The organism is Kluyvera sichuanensis (assembly GCF_040930405.1).
Classification (GTDB): domain Bacteria; phylum Pseudomonadota; class Gammaproteobacteria; order Enterobacterales; family Enterobacteriaceae; genus Kluyvera; species Kluyvera sichuanensis.
In genome coordinates, this window is record NZ_CP162271.1 from 3,964,466 (window position 1) to 3,985,490 (window position 21,025).

Annotated in this window: 17 protein-coding genes; 9 read left to right on the forward strand and 8 right to left on the reverse strand. The window is 54.7% G+C overall.

Annotated elements, in window-relative coordinates:
- Positions 1–2: 2 nt before the first annotated feature.
- Genes tatB through tatD form a run of 3 tightly spaced genes read left to right on the forward strand, consistent with a single transcriptional unit; the run spans position 3 to position 2,116 of the window.
- Positions 3–524: a Sec-independent protein translocase protein TatB gene (tatB, locus tag AB2B48_RS19065; protein WP_368299856.1), complete on the forward strand. Its 522-nt coding sequence runs from the start codon at positions 3–5 to the stop codon at positions 522–524.
- 2 nt (positions 525–526) lie between these two features.
- The gene (gene tatC, locus AB2B48_RS19070) at positions 527–1,291 is read left to right on the forward strand and encodes a Sec-independent protein translocase subunit TatC (RefSeq protein ID WP_185669745.1); all 765 of its coding nucleotides are present in this window, start codon (positions 527–529) and stop codon (positions 1,289–1,291) included.
- Positions 1,292–1,321: 30 nt separating this feature from the next.
- Positions 1,322–2,116, forward strand: coding sequence for a 3'-5' ssDNA/RNA exonuclease TatD (gene tatD, locus AB2B48_RS19075; protein ID WP_185669744.1), 795 nt, complete (start codon positions 1,322–1,324; stop codon positions 2,114–2,116).
- A 1-nt stretch (position 2,117) separates the two neighbouring features.
- Here the strand turns inward: tatD and rfaH are convergent, their stop codons facing one another.
- Entirely contained in the window at positions 2,118–2,606 is a 489-nt protein-coding gene (rfaH, locus tag AB2B48_RS19080) for a transcription/translation regulatory transformer protein RfaH (RefSeq protein WP_185669743.1), read from the reverse strand.
- 162 nt (positions 2,607–2,768) lie between these two features.
- Between rfaH and ubiD the strand changes: the two genes are divergently transcribed.
- On the forward strand, positions 2,769–4,247 hold the full coding sequence (ubiD, locus tag AB2B48_RS19085; protein ID WP_220439435.1) for a 4-hydroxy-3-polyprenylbenzoate decarboxylase: 1,479 nt from the start codon (positions 2,769–2,771) through the stop codon (positions 4,245–4,247).
- Between the two features lie 87 nt (positions 4,248–4,334).
- On the forward strand, positions 4,335–5,036 hold the full coding sequence (fre, locus tag AB2B48_RS19090; RefSeq protein WP_185669741.1) for an NAD(P)H-flavin reductase: 702 nt from the start codon (positions 4,335–4,337) through the stop codon (positions 5,034–5,036).
- 32 nt (positions 5,037–5,068) lie between these two features.
- Here fre and AB2B48_RS19095 read toward each other — a convergent pair whose 3' ends face one another.
- Genes AB2B48_RS19095 through AB2B48_RS19115 form a run of 5 tightly spaced genes read right to left on the reverse strand, consistent with a single transcriptional unit; the run spans position 5,069 to position 12,500 of the window.
- Entirely contained in the window at positions 5,069–7,039 is a 1,971-nt protein-coding gene (locus AB2B48_RS19095) for a heparinase II/III domain-containing protein (protein ID WP_368299857.1), read from the reverse strand.
- Positions 7,039–7,674 carry a hypothetical protein gene (locus AB2B48_RS19100; RefSeq protein WP_368299858.1) on the reverse strand — a complete coding sequence of 212 codons (636 nt, stop codon included), beginning with the start codon at positions 7,672–7,674 and terminating at the stop codon, positions 7,039–7,041. The genes AB2B48_RS19095 and AB2B48_RS19100 overlap by 1 nt, the downstream gene beginning before the upstream one ends.
- Before the next feature lie 9 nt (positions 7,675–7,683).
- Positions 7,684–9,834 carry a hydantoinase/oxoprolinase family protein gene (locus tag AB2B48_RS19105; protein WP_368299859.1) on the reverse strand — a complete coding sequence of 717 codons (2,151 nt, stop codon included), beginning with the start codon at positions 9,832–9,834 and terminating at the stop codon, positions 7,684–7,686.
- A 14-nt stretch (positions 9,835–9,848) separates the two neighbouring features.
- The gene (locus tag AB2B48_RS19110) at positions 9,849–11,144 is read right to left on the reverse strand and encodes a Na+/H+ antiporter NhaC family protein (protein WP_368299860.1); all 1,296 of its coding nucleotides are present in this window, start codon (positions 11,142–11,144) and stop codon (positions 9,849–9,851) included.
- 9 nt (positions 11,145–11,153) lie between these two features.
- Positions 11,154–12,500, reverse strand: coding sequence for an FAD-dependent oxidoreductase (locus AB2B48_RS19115; RefSeq protein ID WP_368299861.1), 1,347 nt, complete (start codon positions 12,498–12,500; stop codon positions 11,154–11,156).
- 380 nt (positions 12,501–12,880) lie between these two features.
- Between AB2B48_RS19115 and AB2B48_RS19120 the strand changes: the two genes are divergently transcribed.
- A complete protein-coding gene (locus AB2B48_RS19120) occupies positions 12,881–13,861 on the forward strand; it encodes a LacI family DNA-binding transcriptional regulator (RefSeq protein ID WP_368299862.1) in 981 nt (326 codons plus the stop codon).
- A gap of 165 nt (positions 13,862–14,026) precedes the next feature.
- On the opposite strand, the gene fadA is transcribed toward AB2B48_RS19120, so the two are convergent.
- A complete protein-coding gene (gene fadA / locus AB2B48_RS19125) occupies positions 14,027–15,190 on the reverse strand; it encodes an acetyl-CoA C-acyltransferase FadA (RefSeq protein WP_035894432.1) in 1,164 nt (387 codons plus the stop codon).
- A gap of 9 nt (positions 15,191–15,199) precedes the next feature.
- Positions 15,200–17,389, reverse strand: a complete 2,190-nt coding sequence (gene fadB / locus AB2B48_RS19130) for a fatty acid oxidation complex subunit alpha FadB (RefSeq protein WP_368299863.1) — start codon at positions 17,387–17,389, stop codon at positions 15,200–15,202.
- A 191-nt stretch (positions 17,390–17,580) separates the two neighbouring features.
- Between fadB and pepQ the strand changes: the two genes are divergently transcribed.
- The 3 genes from pepQ to trkH are packed head-to-tail and all read left to right on the forward strand — an operon-like array spanning position 17,581 to position 21,020.
- The gene (pepQ, locus tag AB2B48_RS19135) at positions 17,581–18,912 is read left to right on the forward strand and encodes a Xaa-Pro dipeptidase (RefSeq protein ID WP_368299864.1); all 1,332 of its coding nucleotides are present in this window, start codon (positions 17,581–17,583) and stop codon (positions 18,910–18,912) included.
- On the forward strand, positions 18,912–19,526 hold the full coding sequence (locus tag AB2B48_RS19140) for an IMPACT family protein (RefSeq protein ID WP_220439433.1): 615 nt from the start codon (positions 18,912–18,914) through the stop codon (positions 19,524–19,526). The genes pepQ and AB2B48_RS19140 overlap by 1 nt, the downstream gene beginning before the upstream one ends.
- Before the next feature lie 42 nt (positions 19,527–19,568).
- Complete coding sequence (gene trkH, locus AB2B48_RS19145) at positions 19,569–21,020, forward strand: Trk system potassium transporter TrkH (protein ID WP_185669736.1); 1,452 nt, start codon at positions 19,569–19,571, stop codon at positions 21,018–21,020.
- The last annotated feature ends 5 nt before the right edge of the window (positions 21,021–21,025 follow it).

Consider the following 21,025-nt stretch of genomic DNA (forward strand, 5'->3'; position numbering starts at 1 on the left):
TCGTGTTTGATATTGGTTTCAGTGAACTGCTGCTGGTGTTTATTATTGGCCTCGTTGTGCTGGGGCCAAAACGCTTGCCGGTAGCAGTGAAGACGGTTGTTGGCTGGATACGCGCGCTGCGCTCTCTGGCGACAACCGTACAAAACGAGCTGACGCAGGAGCTTAAACTCCAGGAATTTCAGGACAGCCTGAAAAAAGTGGAGAAAGCGAGTCTGGATAACCTGACGCCAGAACTGAAGGCCTCCATGGATGAGCTGCGTGAAGCGGCAGAGTCGATGAAGCGTTCTTACACGGCGCACGATCCTGAAAAGGCGAGCGACGAGGCCAATACCATCCATAATCCGGTGGTGAAGGAGAAGGACGCTGCGCAGCCTGAAGTGGCTGAGCCACACGTCGACGAGCCTAAAGCGCCGTCCGCTGAGGCGCCCGCGCCTGACGCCGAGGCCGTAGAGCCAGCAGAGAAAGAAAAAGCCCCTGCGGCCGTTGTTCCTGATTCATCCCCCGCATCGAGTGATAAACCGTAAATATGAGCGTAGAAGATACTCAACCGCTGATCGCTCATTTGATTGAGCTGCGTAAACGCCTGCTCAACTGCATCATTGCGGTCATCGTGATTTTCCTGGCGTTGGTCTACTTCGCCAATGACATCTATCAGATGGTCTCCGCCCCGCTGATCAAGCAGATGCCGGCCGGCGCGACGATGATTGCCACCGACGTGGCGTCACCGTTCTTCACGCCGATTAAGCTGACCTTTATGGTCTCGCTGATCCTTTCCGCACCGGTCATTCTCTACCAGGTATGGGCGTTCGTTGCGCCTGCGCTGTACAAACATGAGCGCCGCCTGGTGGTACCGCTGCTGGTCTCCAGTACGCTGCTGTTCTATATCGGCATGGCGTTCGCCTACTTTGTGGTGTTCCCGCTGGCATTTGGCTTCCTGACGCATACCGCGCCGGAAGGGGTGCTGGTCTCGACCGATATTAAAAGCTACCTCGATTTCGTCATGTCACTGTTTATTGCGTTCGGCGTGTCGTTTGAGGTGCCGGTGGCGATCGTGCTGCTGTGCTGGGTGGGCGTAACCACGCCTGACGACCTGCGTAAAAAGCGTCCGTACGTGCTGGTTGGCGCATTCGTTGTTGGCATGTTGCTGACCCCGCCGGATGTGTTCTCGCAAACGCTGCTGGCGATTCCGATGTACTGTTTGTTTGAGGTGGGGGTCTTCTTCTCTCGCTTCTACGCTGGGAAGCGACTCACGCGTGATGAAGACGCGGAAGAAGAACAAACTGAAGAATAATCACCAACCGCCCGCCAGGGCGGTTGTCATATGGGAGTGATGATGTTTGACATTGGGGTCAATCTGACCAGTTCGCAGTTTGCTCGCGACCGTGATGACGTGGTGGCACGCGCTCGCGCCGCCGGTGTACACGGTATGCTGTTAACTGGCACCAACCTTCATGAAAGCAAAGCGGCGCAACAGCTGGCTGAACGCTTCGATTGCTGCTGGTCCACCGCCGGTGTACATCCGCATGACGCCAGTAGCTGGTCGTCAGAAGTGGCAGAGGCTATCTATACGCTGGTTAATAAGCCGGAGGTAGTGGCGGTGGGCGAGTGTGGCCTCGATTTTAATCGTAACTTCTCTACCCCGGCTGAACAGGAAGCGGCGTTTACCGCACAGCTGGCGATGGCTTCCGAGCTCGGAATGCCGGTGTTCCTGCACTGCCGCGATGCGCATGACCGTTTTCTCACCCTGCTGGAGCCGTGGCTCGACCATTTACCTGGCGCTGTGCTGCACTGCTTTACCGGAACGCGGGATGAGGCGCAGGCGTGTCTCGATCGCGGATTGTCGATTGGTATTACCGGCTGGGTATGTGATGAACGTCGTGGGCTGGAGCTGCGTGAGCTGCTGCCGATGATCCCGGCGGATAGGCTACTGCTGGAGACGGATGCGCCGTATCTGTTACCGCGCGATATGACCCCGAAGCCTGCATCAAGACGCAATGAACCGGCTTATGTGACGCATATTCTTGAACGAGTTGCCGGTTGGCGGGGTGAAGAGGTGCAATGGCTGGAAGCCGTCACAGACAATAACGCCAGACGGCTGTTTAATATCCACTTTTAGCTTAGGCTTTGCGGAAGTCGGTGTTTTTGACGCTCTGCTTAATTTGTTTGTTTAGCAGGTTAAGCAGCAGCATGGAGCGCGCTTCTCCGTCCGGTTCGGAAAAGATAGCCTGAAGTCCCTCGAACGCCCCTTCGGTAATGACGACGCTGTCGCCTGGGTACGGCGTTTCTGGGTCGGTAATATCGTCAGGTTGGTAGATGGATAGCTGGTGAATCACCTCAGGTGATACCGTCGCCGGCTGCGTACCAAAACGAACAAAGTGGCTGACGCCGCGAGTGGCGTTGATGGTTGTCGTATGGATAACTTCAGGATCAAACTCGACGAACAGGTAGTTCGGGAACAGAGGTTCACTGACCGACGTACGCTTCCCGCGCACCATTTTCTCAAGCGTAATCATTGGCGTCAGGCAATTGACGGCCTGCCGTTCCAGATGTTCCTGAGCACGCTGAAGCTGCCCACGCTTGCAATACAGTAAATACCAGGCTTGCATAATGACTCTTCCCGAAGTTTAGCGCGCAAGCATAACAAAAGTAGGGCTAAAGCGCGATGTTGAATGTCGCTGCTTAAATTTACGCTAATTTAACAAAAATACAGCATCACAGGACCATTCGCCGTATACTAGGGCGCTTACCAGGAGGCCAAGAATTACCCCATGAAATACCATGACCTACGCGACTTTCTGACATTACTTGAACAGCAGGGCGAATTAAAGCGCATTAGCCTCCCGGTTGATCCCCATCTGGAAATTACCGAAATTGCCGACCGCACGCTGCGTGCCGGTGGCCCCGCGCTGCTGTTTGAAAATCCTAAAGGTTATGACATGCCGGTGCTCTGCAACCTGTTCGGTACGCCCAAGCGCGTTGCGATGGGGATGGGGCAGGAAGATGTCAGCGCACTGCGTGAAGTGGGTAAACTCTTAGCCTTTTTGAAAGAACCTGAACCGCCAAAAGGTTTTCGCGATCTGTTCGATAAACTGCCGCAGTTTAAGCAGGTGCTGAACATGCCGACCAAACGCCTGCGTGGCGCCCCTTGTCAGCAAAAAGTTATCTCCGGTGATGACGTTGATTTGTCCCGCATTCCGGTGATGACCTGCTGGCCGGAAGATGCCGCACCGCTGATCACCTGGGGTCTGACGGTGACTCGTGGCCCGCATAAAGAGCGGCAGAATCTGGGCATCTATCGCCAGCAGGTGATTGGCAAAAACAAACTGATTATGCGCTGGCTGTCGCATCGCGGCGGCGCGCTGGATTTCCAGGAGTGGTGCGCGGCGCATCCGGGTGAACGCTTCCCGGTATCCGTTGCCCTTGGGGCCGACCCGGCGACCATTCTAGGTGCGGTGACGCCGGTGCCGGATACGCTTTCCGAGTATGCTTTCGCGGGCCTACTGCGCGGTACCAAAACGGAAGTGGTGAAGTGTATATCCAACGATCTGGAAGTGCCTGCCAGCGCGGAAATCGTGCTGGAAGGGTATATTGAGATTGGCGAGATGGCGCCGGAAGGCCCGTACGGCGACCATACCGGCTATTACAACGAAGTGGATAGCTTCCCGGTCTTTACCGTCACGCATATTACCCAGCGTGAAGATGCTATTTATCACTCCACCTATACCGGCCGTCCGCCGGATGAGCCGGCGGTGCTGGGCGTGGCGCTGAACGAAGTCTTCGTGCCTATCCTGCAAAAACAGTTCCCGGAGATTGTTGATTTCTACCTGCCGCCGGAAGGGTGTTCCTATCGCCTGGCCGTCGTCACCATGAAAAAACAGTATGCGGGGCATGCAAAACGCGTAATGATGGGCGTATGGTCGTTTTTACGCCAGTTTATGTACACAAAATTCGTGATTGTCTGCGATGATGACGTCAACGCACGCGACTGGAACGATGTGATATGGGCGATTACCACCCGAATGGATCCCGCACGGGATACGGTTCTGGTCGAGAACACGCCGATTGATTATCTGGATTTCGCCTCGCCGGTTTCTGGCCTGGGGTCGAAAATGGGCCTGGATGCCACCAATAAATGGCCTGGGGAAACCCAGCGCGAATGGGGCCGTCCTATCAGGAAAGATCCCGCCGTTACGGCGCGTATCGATGAAATCTGGGACGAGCTGGCCATTTTCTCCGACGATAAATGATAATGATATCCTTTGAGTCCTCCACGCCGCGGACAACGCATCCGCAGCGTGAAGTGTGATGAGGAAAAGACCCGACAGAGGGAGCGCATGACAACCTTAAGCTGTAAAGTGACCTCGGTGGACGCCATTACCGATACGGTATATCGCGTTCGTTTAGTACCCGAAGCTGACTTCTCATTTCGTGCCGGGCAGTACCTGATGGTGGTGATGGATGAGCGCGACAAACGTCCGTTCTCCATGGCCTCTACGCCGGATGAAAAGGCGTTTATTGAGCTGCATATTGGCGCGTCAGAGCTGAATCTGTACGCCATGGCGGTGATGGATCGTATCCTCAAAGAACGTGAAGTGGTTGTCGATATCCCGCACGGCGAAGCCTGGTTGCGTGAAGAAGACGATCGTCCGTTAGTGCTGATTGCTGGCGGTACCGGGTTCTCTTACGTCCGTTCTATCCTGCTGACCGCACTGGCGCAAAACCCGAACCGCGAAGTGGCGATTTACTGGGGCGGCCGTGAAGAGAAGCATCTGTACGATCTCTCTGAGCTGGAAGCGCTGTCGGTGAATCACCCGAATCTGCGTGTGGTGCCGGTCGTTGAGCAACCGGAAGAGGATTGGCGCGGGCGCTCTGGTACCGTGCTGACGGCGGTGCTGCAGGATTACGGTACGCTGTCGAACCACGATATTTATATCGCCGGTCGTTTTGAAATGGCGAAGATTGCCCGTGATCTGTTCTGCAACGAACGTCAGGCGCGTGAAGATCGTCTGTTCGGCGATGCGTTTGCCTTTATCTGATTAGCGTAGTGCGCCGGTTTGTACCGGCGCGTTTAGACGTTGACGGTCAGTGATTGCCGCTGACCGCAACGTTGATATGCTATTTCGCAGCATGCCTCTTCCCACCGCACGGAAAACTCTTCTATTTCAGCCTGCGAATCAAGGCAATAGCAGCCGACGATATCCATATACGGAACGTCACTGTGGTTGACCAGGTAGCGCAAATCGCCAATCGCCGGATTAGCGGGTCCATCTCCTTCATACAATGTTCCCTGACCTGCTAGCCAGAGCGTGAACCCGCCAACTGGAGTGTCATAGTGGCGGGTGATTGTTCCCGTGAGCGGTGAGCAAACCACATTCTTCAAGCGTGTTAGTGGGCCACCGAGGTGGGCAGCACGCCCTTGATACGCTGAGTTTCGTGTACCATCGACGTGCAGCGTCCAGTACAGCGCTTGCCGATGTGGGTTACTTATGCGGGCAATATCAAAAATCAGGCCGTCATAAATGATGAGATGGCGATGAAAAGCGATATCTCGCCAGACTGCATCATCCCACTCCGTTAAAGAAAAACTCGGTAACGGGGGGATTTTGTTATACCAGTCAACATAACAGGCCAGGTGGAGGGTGTCTGGTGTGCGGTGAATCCATCGCGTTTGAGGGCGCGCCGGTGGGGCGTTTGTCAGATTTACGCTCAGGGTGTTATGCGTGGCGCTATTTTTGTAATAGTCACGGTGCAGGTCTGCGCCATAACCGGTGGTACCCAGATCCGGCAGTACCGCATGGCCTTTCATCCACAGCGTCACCGCCAGATAGTCATGGTGGTCGTGCTCGCCGCTGAAGGGCATGTACTTAACCAGTAACGCGTGGTTGTGTACGGGTTGGCGTATTAACGTCAACCCACTGTCTGGTGCATGGACCACATTTTCGCTGGGCAGCGCGACAGCCTCAGGCAAATTGTCGACGCCATACAGAAAGGCATCGAGGTTATCACGCAACTGGTGTTGATAAATGTGCTTAAGGGCAGCGGCGTAAGCCGGCTTATGGTAGTGTTTAAAGGCAAATTCATAAATGTCAGTATGATGCAGCGTATTTTGCCCGCTTACCGCATCGTTAATGAACGGGAATGTGCCATCGGGGGTTAGCAGGTTAAGGGGGAAGTCGAGCATGCGCTCATACAGCCCTTCCGCTATCAGGCTCCAGTCGGTACCACGAGCGAATTTTTCCCAGTCAAAATAACCTTGTAGAACGTAGAAGTGATAATGGGCCGAGCCTTCAAACCACAGCCCCTCCGTGTATAAACCCTGCTGTAACTGCCAACGTAAACCATACGGTTCATTCACTGCGAAATCCACCAGAGACGTATCCCCCAGTAACAGCCCAAGTACTGCGATGGTGGTGTTTACTTTCACTTCGTGATTGTGCAGTTGGTTTTCCCGATGTTGACACAAGAACTCTGCACCCGGCCGCAACAGGCGTGATTCAATAAAGCGCTGCTGTCGGCGAGTGAGCGTTGCACGGATTAGATCGTATCCTTTTGCCAGTTCCAGAAGGCAATTGGCCTCGCAAAGTGTCTGGACGTTCATTTTACCCGGCCCATTGCAGGGAATGCCGCCATGAACTTCATAAGTAGGGTAATAGCGGGCATAAGCGAGTAAAATTTGGCGTACACGCTGCGCGTAATGCGCTTCCTGAGTGAGCAGCCATAATAGCCCGAGCTGATAGCTGGCGCGGCAATTATGGCCATTCATCATACGCCACCATGCGCCGTTGTAGGGCTCGCCGACGAATATATGCTTATCAACCGGGCATTGATGGGCCTGGGGGCTGTAACGCTCCCATTGCAGTCTTACGCCATGCTCTGGGCAGAAATAATAGTGTCCCCAAGTGGCAATGCCGGTTTGTGGGACGCAGAGTGGATGATTCAGTACTACGTCGTTATCAGCGATCAGGCGCTGGATAATGCTCGGCTGCTGACGGGCGCGCTGAATCAGCGTTGCTTGTTCTTGCTGTGTAAATTGTCGCATCAGACGCTCTGCTGTATTTCTTGCAGCGAGACGGCGAACAACGCATCCCGCTGTTGTCGAGTTTGTTTACCGCTTTCCACCAACCACTGAAAATCATAATAGGTCGGATAAAACGGCAGGTCGTTCAGTAACTGGCAAAAATGATGGGCCGCGATTTCTGAGGTTGCGGCCACGGTGGAATAACGGCGTAACGGACCCAACGCAACATTGCACACTTTTTCGAGCGTTTCCCCCACGGGTTGCTTACGGCTGTATTCGAGAAAATGGAAAAACTCGTGCGCCAGGTGGATGTCGATGATTTTCTCGAGCGGTAGCCCGCTGCTAGCCTGCAAACTCTCCAGCGAGGGCTGATACAGTGTGACACGACGAATTGCTTTCTTTTCGCTGAATTCAAATTGGGCGCGAAACTGGACGGTGAAGAACAGACCGTCGCCCCTATCAAACTGGATGTCGATATCGTGTTGCTGATAGAGAGTGCGAATAGATTGCCCGGCAAATTCCTGTGCGGCTGCAGCGCCTACCGCCAGAGCATTGTCGAGATAATAGCGATAACGGTCTGGTGGAATTTTGTTAAATACCGCATCGTTTCGCAGGTCCAGCCAGGCCAGCATCCGGTTCAATTCATCGCGTTCCATTTCCACTCCTTACTGCCAGGCGATGGCGATAACGTCCTGCTCGGGTTCGACCACATCCAGCTCCATTTCAATAATCGACAGCATCTGTTCTTTCGTTTGGGTGCCGGTGAGATCGAGCATTTTCTCTTTCCAGAAAAGAAAAGTTTTCGGTATCGCCGCGTTGGCTTCGGAGTAACGCGTGTTATCGTCAAGAAAATCGGCAAATCGTGAGTTCATTTCCTGACGGCTGCAAACTAACCAGTTGGCGTTCTCTTTTTTCAGTCTCACCACTCCTTCGCGATCCAGCATACTCAGGCGGCGCTGCTGTTTTTTGAGTAACCCGAAGAAGCGCTTTTGCTCACTGATACCTTCAAACAGATGCCAACGCCCGGTCTGGCAAGCGCGTTGCGTGACGGTTTGCGTCAAATTAACCGATTCGGCGGCAATCTGCTGTAACTGCGCTAACGGTAAGGTATCGTTAATACTCTCTTTCTGCCGTAGTTCCGTCGCACCGGTAGCAATTGCGCGCAGCACGTTTTTCTGTTTATCAATCTCGATGTTGATATCAACGGTGGCTTCGTTCGCTCCGGAACGGACGATGCGCTCCATAATTTCGGCGCGGATCATTTTGATCTCTGTTTCGCCTGGGTTAACAACACTCTTTTCAATCATTTCGCGCACCATCGCCATCCCGACGCCAATGGTTGAAATGTACGGCGCATTGTTGGCATTTTTGTATTTCATGGCCGCTTTTTCGGCCATCGCCGGTACCAGGATACAGCCGCTTCCGCCGCCTCCTACGAGGGTGATGAAGTGCCGCTCCAGTTTGTATTCGGCAATCATTTCATTGACCACGACCATCACTTTATCAATGGCGATATCCAGCGCCTGCCGTGCGGCCTCTTCGGCACTACAGCCAAGATGAACGCCCAGCAGTTGCCAGGCGAGGCGTGCGCTGTTGAGATTGCCTGCCGCGTAGTCGTCTGCCGGTACGTATCCCAGTAAATTGGCGGCGCCAGCCAGAGTAAGCGCATAGCGTTTTCCCGCCGCGCCGGTTACCACTGCATAGGTCTGCGGATCGCCAGGTCGCGGGCTGATAAACGTCAATTCCGGATGGTCGCCGAAAGCGGATTCGGGAATAAAACACTCATATTCGCAGCCTGCGATATGGGCGCTACGCGGGCCGGTCATGGTGATTTTGCCGTTTTCAACCATCATCATGCTGCCGCCTGCGACGGCTAGCGTACGGACGTCAAGGGAGCGCAAATAGGTACGATGTCCGCCTACCTGCGCATTCTGGATCATGACCTTGCCGTTTTTAATGACCGAAATATCAATGCTGGTGCCGCCAACCTCAAAGAAAATTCCGTCGGAAACTTTCTCATACATCAGTGCTCCTGCCACGCCTGCAGCCAGCCCGGACAGCATGGTGAGAATGGGGCGTTTTCGTACTTCGTCAATGCTCATGACTCCGCCATCACAGCGCATGATCATCAACTGCGACGTAATACCTGCGTCCTTAATTGCCTGTTCTGTCATGTTGGCGGTTTCCAGCATGCGGGGGATCAGGCTGGCATTCACTACTGCCGTACGGGTGCGGGTCTTCAGGCCATACAGTTGAGTGATCTCGTGACCACCCGTCGCGCACAATCCCACCTCATCGGCTATTCCCATGACCCGTAGCTCGTTGGTTGGGTCATCAACGCTATAGGCTTCGGATGCTACAATCACCTCTGCACCCTGTTCGCGCAGCGTATTGATTGCGGCACGAATGACATCATCACTGAGCTGGCGGGTATCCAGAAAGGTATTAAAGGTATGGAGGAATTTACCGTCTGCCAGCGGAATATCATCAATACAGGCTTCTTTACGCGCGCTTTTTCCTTCCAGGCCGCTCCCCATGGCGATGATGCCCACTTTTGCCACGTCACCTTCCAGCAATGCGTTGGTTGCCTGAGTGGTGCCATGAGCAATAAAACTCACCTGCTGCGGCGAAATGCCGTTCTCGTCCAGCACCTGGTGAATAATGGTGATGATGCCGTGGGCTACACCATTAGGATGATGGTGGGTGGTGGGAATTTTCTTTTTCGCCACCAGTTCGAAACTGTCGTTATCAATGATGGCGGCGTCGGTGAAGGTGCCGCCGACATCTATCCCGATACGATACGTTTTGCCTGTCATAATTGCTCCTTGCTTTAAAAGGCGATGTAGCCTGCCATTAACATGGAAACCAGCACTGCCACCATCGCCCACGGCAAGGTTTTACGCAGGATTTCATTTACATCGACCTTTGCGAAATCCGATGACCATACGTTATGGGTATTGGTGGGATCTGACAGACCCTGCACCAGCGATGCAGAACGCAGCGCCAGCATAGTCGCCAGCGGAGAGAGGCCGCCGCCCAGCATTAAGACCCCCAGTCCGCTGCCAAGGCCGTAGCTGTTTAGCGGGCCACGATACAGCGCAAGCGGGCTCAGAATTGAGAAGAATAAAATATAGGTGAGCGGCGAGCCGGGAATGATTGACTCAATTAACGGTTTTAACACCATGCTGACCTGCGGCGCCGTGACCGCATTGAGTAAAATGCCAATGCCGACCATCAGACCAATCGCACCGGCGACATTCTGAATACCCTCCACCAGGCTGCTGACCAGTACGTGGGTGGGACGTTTCGGCATAGCCAGCAGCAGGCAAATCACCAGACTCAGCACGATGGCTGGAACCACCTCGATTTTAAAAGCGAAAATGATGATGACCGGTACCAGCGGAGAAATGAGCGCGAGAGAATTAACCTGTTTACGTTTGTTGAGGTTGTCCGCCACCGGCATCGACCAGGCCTTACGGACGACGACGTCACGCTTCACCATCCACACGACCATGGTGATGTAGATAACGGCTGCCGGGATTGCGAATATTGTCGCATAGCGTGCCATGTCGGCGACCGGAATACCGTACAGATCGTGCATAAGCGCCCAGCCGCTGACCGCAAACAGGCTACCCAGCGCATGGCAGGCCAGCAAAACAATACAGCTGGTCAGTGGCGAAAGCCCGGCGGTCAGCAGGATGGGGATAATAATGCTGCCGACTAAAATGACCATGCCAAGGCCATCGCTGGAGGAGAAGATCACCGTGCCGATAATGAAAAAGACAATTGCCATCGTTAGCGGTTTATCGCCAGAAAGCTCTGCGGCCTTGCGTACCAACGCTTCAGTGACACCGACCTTTTTCAACACCTCGCCAAACCATGCCCCAAAAATCAGCGCGACGATTGTCGCCCCCAGGCGGAGCGATCCCTGCGTTAACACGTTGTTCGCAATGGTGAAGGTTGACTTGTCTTCGCTAAAAATCGGTACGCCAGCAACCAGCGGCATCAATATTGCCATCACGGGTAAGGCCAGAATGGCGGGCATTTTTCGGGTCATCATAAGGCCCGAAAAGAGCAGGAAGATAACCAGAATCGCGCAGATCCTGATGATGTGTAGCATATCCATGTAAATTCCTCAGAAGTCGAGATAACCCTGTTGCTGACGAATGGCATCCTGCAACTGCGCAATGGATACCTGATGTACGCTGATTTTCTCGCTGGCGGCCAATGCAGCGGCAATGCCACCTGCCTGCCCGATAGCGCCGACGGTTGGCGTGGTGCGGATGGCCGCCTGCGCCTCGAATGTAGCGGAGATACAGCGCCCTACGACGATGACGTTATCGGTTTCCGTGGCGATCAGCGTCCGCCATGGAATGCCATACATCCCGCCGAACGGCAGGGTGCCATGCTCCGTGCCTTCGCCATCAGGGCTGTGTATATCAATGGGATAGCCTGAAATGGCAATGGTATCGGTAAAGTGCGTTTGCTTTAACAGGTCGTCGGCGGTGAGGCGATAGCACCCCTTGATCTGGCAGGAGCTGCGCACGCCCACCGACGGGCCAGTCGAAACAACGATAGCCTGTTCAAAACCGGGAATAATGCGTCTGGCGAAGCTTTCTAGTTCGCGGCATTGCTGGCGCCCGACAAATTCCGCGTGGCTAAGGCTCCATGGATCCATCGCATCGTGATCGAGAATGCGGCTGGTGTTGAAAATAAACTCGCCTGGGTTATTGGTTTCAAAGAACAGTACGTCTTCGCGTGGAATGGTTATTTCGCCTGCGGCTTTGGCCTCCGCCAGTTCGCGGATAAAGCCGTGACAGGCCAGTCGTTCAGCGATTCTGACATCTTCAGCCTGATAGTGATTGTTGAGCTCATCAATATGCTCCAGCATCCAGGTGCGCAGTTTTTCGCGATCAACATTGGCCATTTTCAGGGTCATTGTCATCGGCTGCGATTTCCCATCTGATTCGCGCCCTTTGATCAGTGGGATCCCTGCCGCTGCGGCCAGGACGGCATCACCACTTGCATCAATAAACACTTTTGCATCAAGCGTCATCAGGCCGGAACGGGTGCAGACGGTGATACTTTCGATTTTCCGATTGTTATGCGTCACGTTGGCTAATGAGGCGTGATAGAGCACGGTACCGCCAGCTTCCAGCAGCATCAATTCGAGCTCATGCTTCATGGCTTCCGCGTCGAACGGCGTGTATGTCGTGGTGAAGTGTCCAGGATCGCGTACATGCCCCGGCGATTTCCCCTGCGCTTTCAGGCGGGCGATGAGTTCTTCTGTGATCCCCTTGATAACCTGCTTTTCACCGGCGTGAAATGTCATCATAGGGTTTACGCCATTGGTGGTGAGGGATCCCCCCAGGCAAGCGCTGGCTTCAACGATAGCCGTTTTCGCCTGACAACGTGCCGAGGCGATTGCCGCGATGCTGCCAGAAAAACCGCCACCCACAACCACGACATCAAACTGTTCCATTTAATTACCTTTTACTAAACAAGAGGTGTTGTCTTTATCCTGATGACTAATTGAACAGCTGTATAGCTTGTAAATAGGTGACTGTGAACGATGTCGCTATTTTTATTAAACTATGTAATTTTTTGTGATCATGCTTTCATTCTTGCTTTATCATGCATTCAATCGAGCAATATTGCGGTGTTTATGACAGTTATTTTTATAGTTTAGTAAACAATGCAAGTGGTTCTATGCTGATAAAGAATTCACGTTAGACAACCTTTAGCTGAACCACGCTCTGGCCGATGCGGGTGTTCCATAAATGATGAAACGGTTAGAATTGGTTGGTGTTGCTGACAGGGCGTCTGGATTGCCTTAAACGATGGATAATGAACGAGAGCTAAATGACGAAACCAGTGCGGGTTAGAGATATTGCCGAGGCCTGTGGTGTCTCAGTTGGAGCGGTCTCTCGGGCGCTTAAAGGGCAGCCCGGACTGCGTGAAGACACGCGGTTGCGCATTATTTCGGTGGCAGAACAAAAGGGCTACGATTTTGCTCGCCTTCGAAGTGAAAAACTTAAACGAGTGCTGTTCCTGCTGCATCGTCAGCACAATATCAGCCGGGCGCTACCTTTTTACTCGCAGCTTTTGTTGGGCATAGAAGATTTGTGCCGTGAACAGGGCATTGCGCTGAGCTTCCTCTCTATTGGCCCCGGCGATGCGGTCAGCGAGCAGATTAGAGTTCATCAACCGGACGCATTGATTTGTGCGGGCTTTTTTGAGCCAGAACTCCTCGCGTTGATTCAGCAAATGAGGCTGCCGTTGGTTCTCGTGGATTTATGGGCACCGGGCTTGCCATGTGTGAATCCGGATAACGCCCAGGGAGGCTATCTGGCGACCAAACACCTGATTGACCAGGGACGTCGCCGCATTGCATTTCTGGCTAGCACGCTTGCTCATTACAGTATTCGGCAACGTGAAAAAGGTTACCGGCAGGCATTATATGAAGCGCGTTTATTAATGCCACCTGAGTATGAAGCGATAGCGCCTCCGCTGCTGGATACTGAACAATCCCTGGTTGAGGCGGTGAATGAACTGCTCGCTCTGCCCGAACCGCCGGACGCGATATTTACCTATAATGATGCCGCTGCGCTGGTGGTGGAGCGGGTCTGTGCTGAGCGTGGTCTCCGTATCCCGGAAGATATTGCTCTGGTCGGTTTTGATGATATTGAGGCTGCTGCCTGGTCGCAGCCGCCGTTGACGACCATTGCGGTTGATAAGCAGCAGTTGGGGCGTGAAGCGTTGCGTTTGCTGCTAGAGGAGAAAGCGGCTGAAAATCTGTTCCTGCCGGTGAAACTGGTGGTGCGTAGCAGTTCGGTAAAGTAAAAAACCCGCCCCTGACAGGCGGGAAGAACGGCAACTAAACTTTGTTGTGGTTGCATGCTGGATAAAACGCGGTGTGTGGCTTCCCGGTATGGTTGCCGGGGGCGTTGTGCTTGCCCGGCCGACAATAACGATATACTGCGCGCCCCGACTTTCGGGGCGCGTTTTTTATACGCGCTCGATAACCGTCGCGATGCCCTGGCCTAAACCGATGCACATGGTTGCCAGACCAAACTGGACATCTTTGCGCTCCATCAGGTTCAGCAGGGTGGTGCTGATACGCGTACCGGAGCACCCGAGCGGGTGGCCCAGCGCGATCGCGCCGCCGTTCAGATTGATCTTCTGGTCGATCTGCTCCATCAGCCCCAGATCTTTAATGCAAGGCAGGATCTGTGCGGCAAACGCTTCGTTCATCTCAAACAGGTCAATATCGTTCGCGGTCAGACCGGCTTTCTTCAGCGCCAGCTTCGAGGCTGGAACCGGGCCGTAACCCATAATCGACGGGTCGCAGCCGACCACCGCCATCGAACGAATACGCGCGCGTGGCGTTAAACCCAGCTCGCGAGCGCGGCTTTCGCTCATCACCAGCATGGCGGAAGCGCCGTCGGAGAGGGCGGAAGAGGTGCCTGCGGTTACCGTACCCGTCACCGGGTCGAAGGCCGGTTTCAGCGTGGAGAGCGCTTCAACAGTGGTCTCCGGACGAATCACCTCGTCATAGTTAAACTGCTTCAGTACGCCATCTGCATCGTGGCCGCCGGTCGGAATGATTTCATTCTTAAAGGCACCCGACTGCGTGGCGGCCCAGGCACGAGCGTGGGAGCGGGCAGCAAACGCATCCTGCATTTCACGGCTGATGCCGTGCATACGGGAGAGCATTTCTGCCGTCAGGCCCATCATACCCGCGGCTTTCGCCACGTTACGGCTCATGCCCGGATGGAAATCGACGCCGTGGCTCATCGGCACGTGGCCCATGTGTTCCACGCCGCCTACCAGACAGACCTGCGCGTCGCCGGTCATGATCATACGGGCCGCATCGTGCAGCGCCTGCATGGAAGAACCACACAGACGGTTCACAGTGACTGCCGGTACGGAATGGGGAATTTCCGCCAGCAGCGATGCGTTACGGGCGATGTTAAAGCCTTGTTCCAGCGTCTGCTGTACGCAGCCCCAGTAGATGTCGTCAATGGCCGCCGCTTCCAGCGCGGGGTTACGCGCCAGCAGACTACGCATCAGGTGCGCGGAGAGATCCTCAGCGCGCACGTTACGGAACGCACCGCCTTTGGAACGGCCCATCGGGGTACGAATTGCATCAACAATAACAACCTGTTCCATCGTGACTCCTTAAGCCGTCTTCAGCTCACCAGCCGGGCGGGCTGGCTCAACCGGTGGATAATACGCGTCGTTATGGCGCGCTTTGTCGCGCAGGCCGGCCGGGACTTCATACAACGGGCCGAGGTGCTGGTACTGCTGCGCCATATCGAGGTACTTCGCGCTGCCGAGCGTATCCAGCCAGCGGAACGCGCCGCCGTGGAACGGAGGGAAGCCCAGGCCGTAGACCAGCGCCATATCGGCTTCTGCCGGGCTGGCGATGATACCTTCTTCCAGGCAGCGCACCACTTCGTTGACCATCGGGATCATCATACGGGCAATAATCTCGTCGTCGCTGAAATCGCGCTTCGGCTGGCTAACGTCTGCCAGCAGGCTATCGACCGCTGAATCTTCTTCTTTCTTCGGCTTGCCCTTGCTGTCTTCTTTATAACGCCAGAAGCCCAGGCCATTTTTCTGACCATAGCGGCTTGCGTCGAACAGCGCATCGATAGCGTCGCGATAATCTTTCTGCATACGCTGCGGGAAACCGGCGGCCATGACCGCCTGTGCGTGGTGTGCGGTATCAATACCCACTACGTCGAGCAGGTAAGCTGGGCCCATTGGCCAACCGAACTGTTTCTCCATTACCTTATCAACCTTGCGGAAGTCCGCGCCGTCGCGCAGCAACTGGCTGAAGCCGGCAAAGTATGGGAACAGCACGCGGTTAACGAAGAAGCCAGGGCAGTCGTTCACCACGATAGGCGTTTTGCCCATCTGGCTTGCCCAGGCGACCACTTTCGCAATGGTGCTTTCCGAGGTTTTCTTACCGCGAATGATTTCGACCAGCGGCATACGGTGCACCGGGTTGAAGAAGTGCATGCCGCAGAAGTTTTCCGGGCGCTCCAGCGCATCGGCCAGTTCACCGATGGGAATGGTCGAGGTGTTAGACGCCAGCACGGTATCCGGGCGTACTTTCTGCTCGGTTTCTGCCAGTACTGCTTTTTTCACCTTCGGGTTTTCCACGACGGCTTCAACGACCACATCAACACGGTCGAAACCGGTGTACTCCAGCGTCGGCTGAATGGTTGAAATGACGCTTGCCAGCTTCAGACCGTTGATTTTGCCGCGCTCAAGCTGCTTGTTGAGCAGCTTGCTGGCTTCGGTCATGCCGAGGGTCAGCGACTTTTCATTTATATCCTTCATAATCACCGGCACGCCTTTCCAGGCGGACTGGTAAGCGATCCCGCCACCCATGATGCCCGCACCAAGTACGGCGGCCTGTTTTGGCGGTTCGATGTGTTTGGTCAGTTTCTTAGCCTGACCTTTTACATATTGGTCGTTGAGGAAAATACCGACCAGCGCACGGGCTTCATTGGAGTGGGCCAGTGGAACAAAGCTTTTGTTTTCCAGATTGAGGGCTTCTTCGCGCCCAAAGCGCGCTGCGGCTTCAATCGTTTTCACCGCCGTGATCGGCGCCGGGTAGTGTTTGCCCGCCGTCTGCATCACCATCGCTTTCGCGATAGAGAAGCTCATGGTGGCTTCAATCTTGCTGAGCTTCAGCGGCTCAAGCTTCGGCTGACGCTTGGCTTTCCAGTCGAGGTCGCCGTTAATCGCCTGACGCAGTACCGCCAGCGCGCCATCGACCAGTTTTTCCTGCTTAACAACACCGTCGACCAGGCCAATTTTCAGCGCTTGATCGGCACCGACATCTTTACCGGCGGCGATGATTTCCAGCGCGCTATCGGCACCCAGCAGACGCGGCATACGAACGGAGCCGCCGAAGCCTGGCATGATGCCCAGCTTGGTTTCCGGCAGGCCGATGCGCAGATCCGGCGTCGCCAGACGGTAGTCGGTGGCCAGCACGCATTCGCAGCCACCGCCCAGCGCATAGCCGTTGACGGCAGAAATGGTGGGGACCGGTAAATCTTCCAGACGGTTGAAGACGCTGTTGGCGAAGTGCAGCCACTGGCTGAACTGTTCTTCTGGCACCAGGAACAGCGAAAGGAATTCGGTGATATCCGCGCCGACAATAAAGGCCGCCTTTTCAGAGCGCAGCAGCAGCCCCTTCAGCTCTTTTTGTTTTTCGAGGACGTCGAGCGCCTGGCCGAGGCTGGCTACGGTTGCGGTATCTAATTTGTTAACTGAGCCAGGGGCATCGAACACCAGTTCGGCAATGCCATCTTCTAGCCAGTTGAGGTACAGGGTGTCGCCTTTGTAGAGCATGTCAGTCTCCTGAATCCAGCAAAGTGATCTGGTCATACCAGATAATCAGGAGTGTGTATTTTGTGTTAAATAAATGCAAATAAGACTTTAAATATTTGCTGGTCGGATCACGTCCGGCGGAAATCACGCAGGGTGGGAGAGGTGTGCTAATATGCGGTGACTAAAGGGTAAAAAAATCAGAAGGGTAAATAATGGAATCACTGGCCGCACTCTATAAAAATCATATTGTTACCTTACAAGAGCGGGCACGCAACGCACTCGACCGTTTCAAGCTTGATGCGCTGCTTATCCACTCTGGCGAGCTGATGAATGTTTTTCTGGATGACCACGCGTACCCATTCAAGGTCAACCCGCAGTTCAAAGCTTGGGTGCCGGTTACTCAGGTGCCAAACTGCTGGCTGCTGGTAGATGGCGTCAACAAACCTAAGCTGTGGTTCTATCTGCCGGTGGACTACTGGCACAACGTTGAGCCGCTGCCGACCTCATTCTGGACGGAAGACGTTGAAGTCATTGCGCTGCCAAAAGCAGATGGCATTGGCAGCCAACTGCCCGTTGCGCGCGGCAACATTGGCTATATTGGTCCGGTTCCGGAGCGTGCGCTGGGCTTAGGCATTGCCGCGAACAACATCAACCCGAAAGGGGTGATTGACTACCTGCACTACTATCGCGCCTATAAAACCGATTACGAGCTGGCCTGTATGCGCGAAGCGCAGAAGATGGCAGTGAACGGCCATCGTGCGGCGGAAGAAGCCTTCCGTTCCGGCATGAGCGAGTTTGATATTAACCAGGCTTACCTGACAGCCACCGGTCATCGCGATACCGATGTGCCTTACGGCAATATCGTGGCGCTGAATGAGCACGCGTCCGTGCTGCACTACACCAAGCTGGATCACCGTGCACCGTCGGAAATCCGCAGTTTCCTGCTGGATGCTGGAGCAGAGTATAACGGCTATGCCGCTGACCTCACCCGTACCTGGGCGGCAAACGGCGACAACGACTTTGCGCAGCTCATTAAAGACGTGAATACCGAACAGCTGGCGCTGATTGCCACCATGAAGGCGGGCACCAGCTACGTGGATTACCACATCCAGTTCCATCAGCGTATTGCCAAACTGCTGCGTAAGCATCAGATCGTGACTGACATGAGCGAAGAGGCGATGGTCGACAATGATCTGACCGGGCCGTTTATGCCGCACGGTATTGGTCACCCGCTGGGCCTGCAGGTGCATGACGTTGCCGGCTTTATGCAGGATGACACCGGCACGCATCTGGCCGCACCGTCTAAATACCCGTACCTGCGCTGCACTCGCGTGCTGCAACCGGGCATGGTGTTGACCATCGAACCGGGCATCTACTTTATTGAGTCTCTGCTCGCGCCGTGGCGTGAAGGTCAGTTCAGCAAGCACTTCAACTGGCAGAAAATTGAAGCGCTGAAGCCGTTTGGCGGTATTCGTATTGAAGATAACGTGGTTATCCACGAGAACAATATCGAAAACATGACGCGTGACCTGAAACTGGCGTAATGGAAAGCTGGCGAATACCGGCCGAGCCGGTCACCTTCGTTGAAGAGATAAAGAAGAGCCGTTTTATCACCCTGTTGGCGCATACCGACGGGGTAGCGGCGGCGAAAGCGTTCGTTGAGTCGGTTCGCGCCGATCACCCGGATGCCCGCCACCACTGCGTGGCGTGGGTCGCGGGCAGGCCGGATGACTCGCAGCAGCTTGGCTTCTCAGACGATGGTGAACCGGCGGGAACGGCCGGTAAGCCGATGCTGGCTCAGCTGATGGGCAGTGGCGTCGGTGAAATTACCGCCGTAGTGGTTCGCTACTACGGCGGCATCTTGTTAGGCACTGGCGGGCTGGTAAAAGCCTACGGTGGCGGCGTACAGCAGGCGCTCAATCTGCTGACAACGCAGATCAAAACGCCGTTAACCGAATATACTCTGTTATGTGAATACGGGCAGCTCGCGGGTATCGAATCGTTGGTTGGGCAATATGCCGGGCAGATTGTTGCCAGCGATTATCAGGCGTCGGTTCAACTCCGTATCGCGCTTCCGCAGGCAAAAGTGCATGATTTTTCCGCAAGACTGGCGGATTTTAGTCGTGGTTCATTGCAATTGTTAGCGATTGACGAATAATCCCCCTCCTGACTTTTTTGATTATCAAAGGACGCGCCGGAAATGCATTTTCGTGCCATTACTCGAATTGTTGGACTTCTGGTCATCTTATTCTCGGGGACAATGATCCTGCCGGGGTTAGTGGCTCTGATTTACCGCGATGGCGCCGGGCGCGCATTTACTCAAACCTTTTTTGTTGCGCTGGTGATTGGTTCGCTGCTGTGGTGGCCGAACCGCCGGGAGAAGGGTGAACTGAAATCCCGTGAGGGCTTCCTGATCGTCGTCCTGTTCTGGACGGTGCTGGGCAGCGTGGGTGCGCTACCGTTTATCTTCTCCGAACAGCCAAACCTGACGGTTACTGATGCGTTCTTTGAATCGTTCTCGGGTTTAACGACCACCGGGGCGACTACGCTGGTGGGGTTGGATTCACTGCCTCACGCTATCCTCTTCTATCGACAGATGCTGCAGTGGTTCGGCGGTATGGGGATCATTGTGCTGGCGGTAGCTATCCTGCCTATCCTTGGCGTCGGCGGGATGCAGCTATATAGAGCAGAAATGCCTGGGCCGCTGAAAGACAATAAGATGCGCCCGCGAATTGCCGAAACGGCGAAAACGCTGTGGCTTATCTATGTGCTGCTGACGGTAGCCTGCGCGCTGGCGCTGTGGTTTGCTGGAATGCCCGCGTTCGATGCGATTGGACACAGCTTTGCGACTATCGCCATCGGCGGCTTCTCCACTCACGATGCCAGCGTTGGCTTCTTTAATAGTCCCACCATCAACACCATTATTGCTATCTTCCTGCTGATCTCCGGCTGTAACTACGGCCTGCACTTTTCTTTATTAAGTGGGCGCAGCCTGAAGGTGTACTGGCGTGACCCAGAATTCCGTATGTTTATTGGCGTGCAGTTGACGCTGGTGGTTATCTGTACCCTGGTGCTGTGGTTCCATGACATCTATAGCTCGGCGGTGACGACGCTGAACCAGGCGTTCTTCCAGGTGGTCTCGATGGCGACGACCGCGGGCTTCACCACCGACAGCATTGCGCGCTGGCCGCTGTTCCTGCCGGTTCTTCTTTTATGTTCGGCCTTCATCGGTGGCTGTGCGGGTTCAACGGGCGGTGGCTTGAAGGTCATTCGTATTCTGCTGCTGTTCAAGCAGGGGAACCGTGAGCTGAAGCGCCTTGTTCACCCGAATGCGGTCTACAGCATTAAGCTGGGTAATCGCGCGCTGCCGGAACGTATTCTCGAAGCGGTATGGGGGTTCTTCTCCGCCTATGCGCTGGTTTTCATTATCAGCATGCTGGCGATTATCGCCACCGGCGTGGATGACTTCTCGGCGTTCGCCTCCGTCGTGGCGACGCTGAATAACCTCGGTCCTGGGCTGGGGGTGGTAGCGGATAACTTTGCCAGCATGAATCCGGTGGCGAAGTGGATCCTGATTGCGAACATGCTGTTTGGTCGTCTTGAAGTCTTTACGCTGCTGGTGCTGTTTACCCCAACATTCTGGCGCGAATAACAGGA

Bases quoted from the DNA above. Each gene is read 5' to 3' on its own strand.
- tatC (WP_185669745.1), top strand. From the start codon at position 527: ATGAGCGTAGAAGATACTCAACCGCTGATCGCTCATTTGATTGAGCTG.
- tatD (WP_185669744.1), top strand. From the start codon at position 1,322: ATGGGAGTGATGATGTTTGACATTGGGGTCAATCTGACCAGTTCGCAG.
- rfaH (WP_185669743.1), bottom strand. From the start codon at position 2,606: ATGCAAGCCTGGTATTTACTGTATTGCAAGCGTGGGCAGCTTCAGCGT.
- ubiD (WP_220439435.1), top strand. From the start codon at position 2,769: ATGAAATACCATGACCTACGCGACTTTCTGACATTACTTGAACAGCAG.
- fre (WP_185669741.1), top strand. From the start codon at position 4,335: ATGACAACCTTAAGCTGTAAAGTGACCTCGGTGGACGCCATTACCGAT.
- AB2B48_RS19095 (WP_368299857.1), bottom strand. From the start codon at position 7,039: ATGCGACAATTTACACAGCAAGAACAAGCAACGCTGATTCAGCGCGCC.
- AB2B48_RS19100 (WP_368299858.1), bottom strand. From the start codon at position 7,674: ATGGAACGCGATGAATTGAACCGGATGCTGGCCTGGCTGGACCTGCGA.
- AB2B48_RS19105 (WP_368299859.1), bottom strand. From the start codon at position 9,834: ATGACAGGCAAAACGTATCGTATCGGGATAGATGTCGGCGGCACCTTC.
- AB2B48_RS19110 (WP_368299860.1), bottom strand. From the start codon at position 11,144: ATGGATATGCTACACATCATCAGGATCTGCGCGATTCTGGTTATCTTC.
- AB2B48_RS19115 (WP_368299861.1), bottom strand. From the start codon at position 12,500: ATGGAACAGTTTGATGTCGTGGTTGTGGGTGGCGGTTTTTCTGGCAGC.
- AB2B48_RS19120 (WP_368299862.1), top strand. From the start codon at position 12,881: ATGACGAAACCAGTGCGGGTTAGAGATATTGCCGAGGCCTGTGGTGTC.
- fadA (WP_035894432.1), bottom strand. From the start codon at position 15,190: ATGGAACAGGTTGTTATTGTTGATGCAATTCGTACCCCGATGGGCCGT.
- fadB (WP_368299863.1), bottom strand. From the start codon at position 17,389: ATGCTCTACAAAGGCGACACCCTGTACCTCAACTGGCTAGAAGATGGC.
- pepQ (WP_368299864.1), top strand. From the start codon at position 17,581: ATGGAATCACTGGCCGCACTCTATAAAAATCATATTGTTACCTTACAA.
- AB2B48_RS19140 (WP_220439433.1), top strand. From the start codon at position 18,912: ATGGAAAGCTGGCGAATACCGGCCGAGCCGGTCACCTTCGTTGAAGAG.
- trkH (WP_185669736.1), top strand. From the start codon at position 19,569: ATGCATTTTCGTGCCATTACTCGAATTGTTGGACTTCTGGTCATCTTA.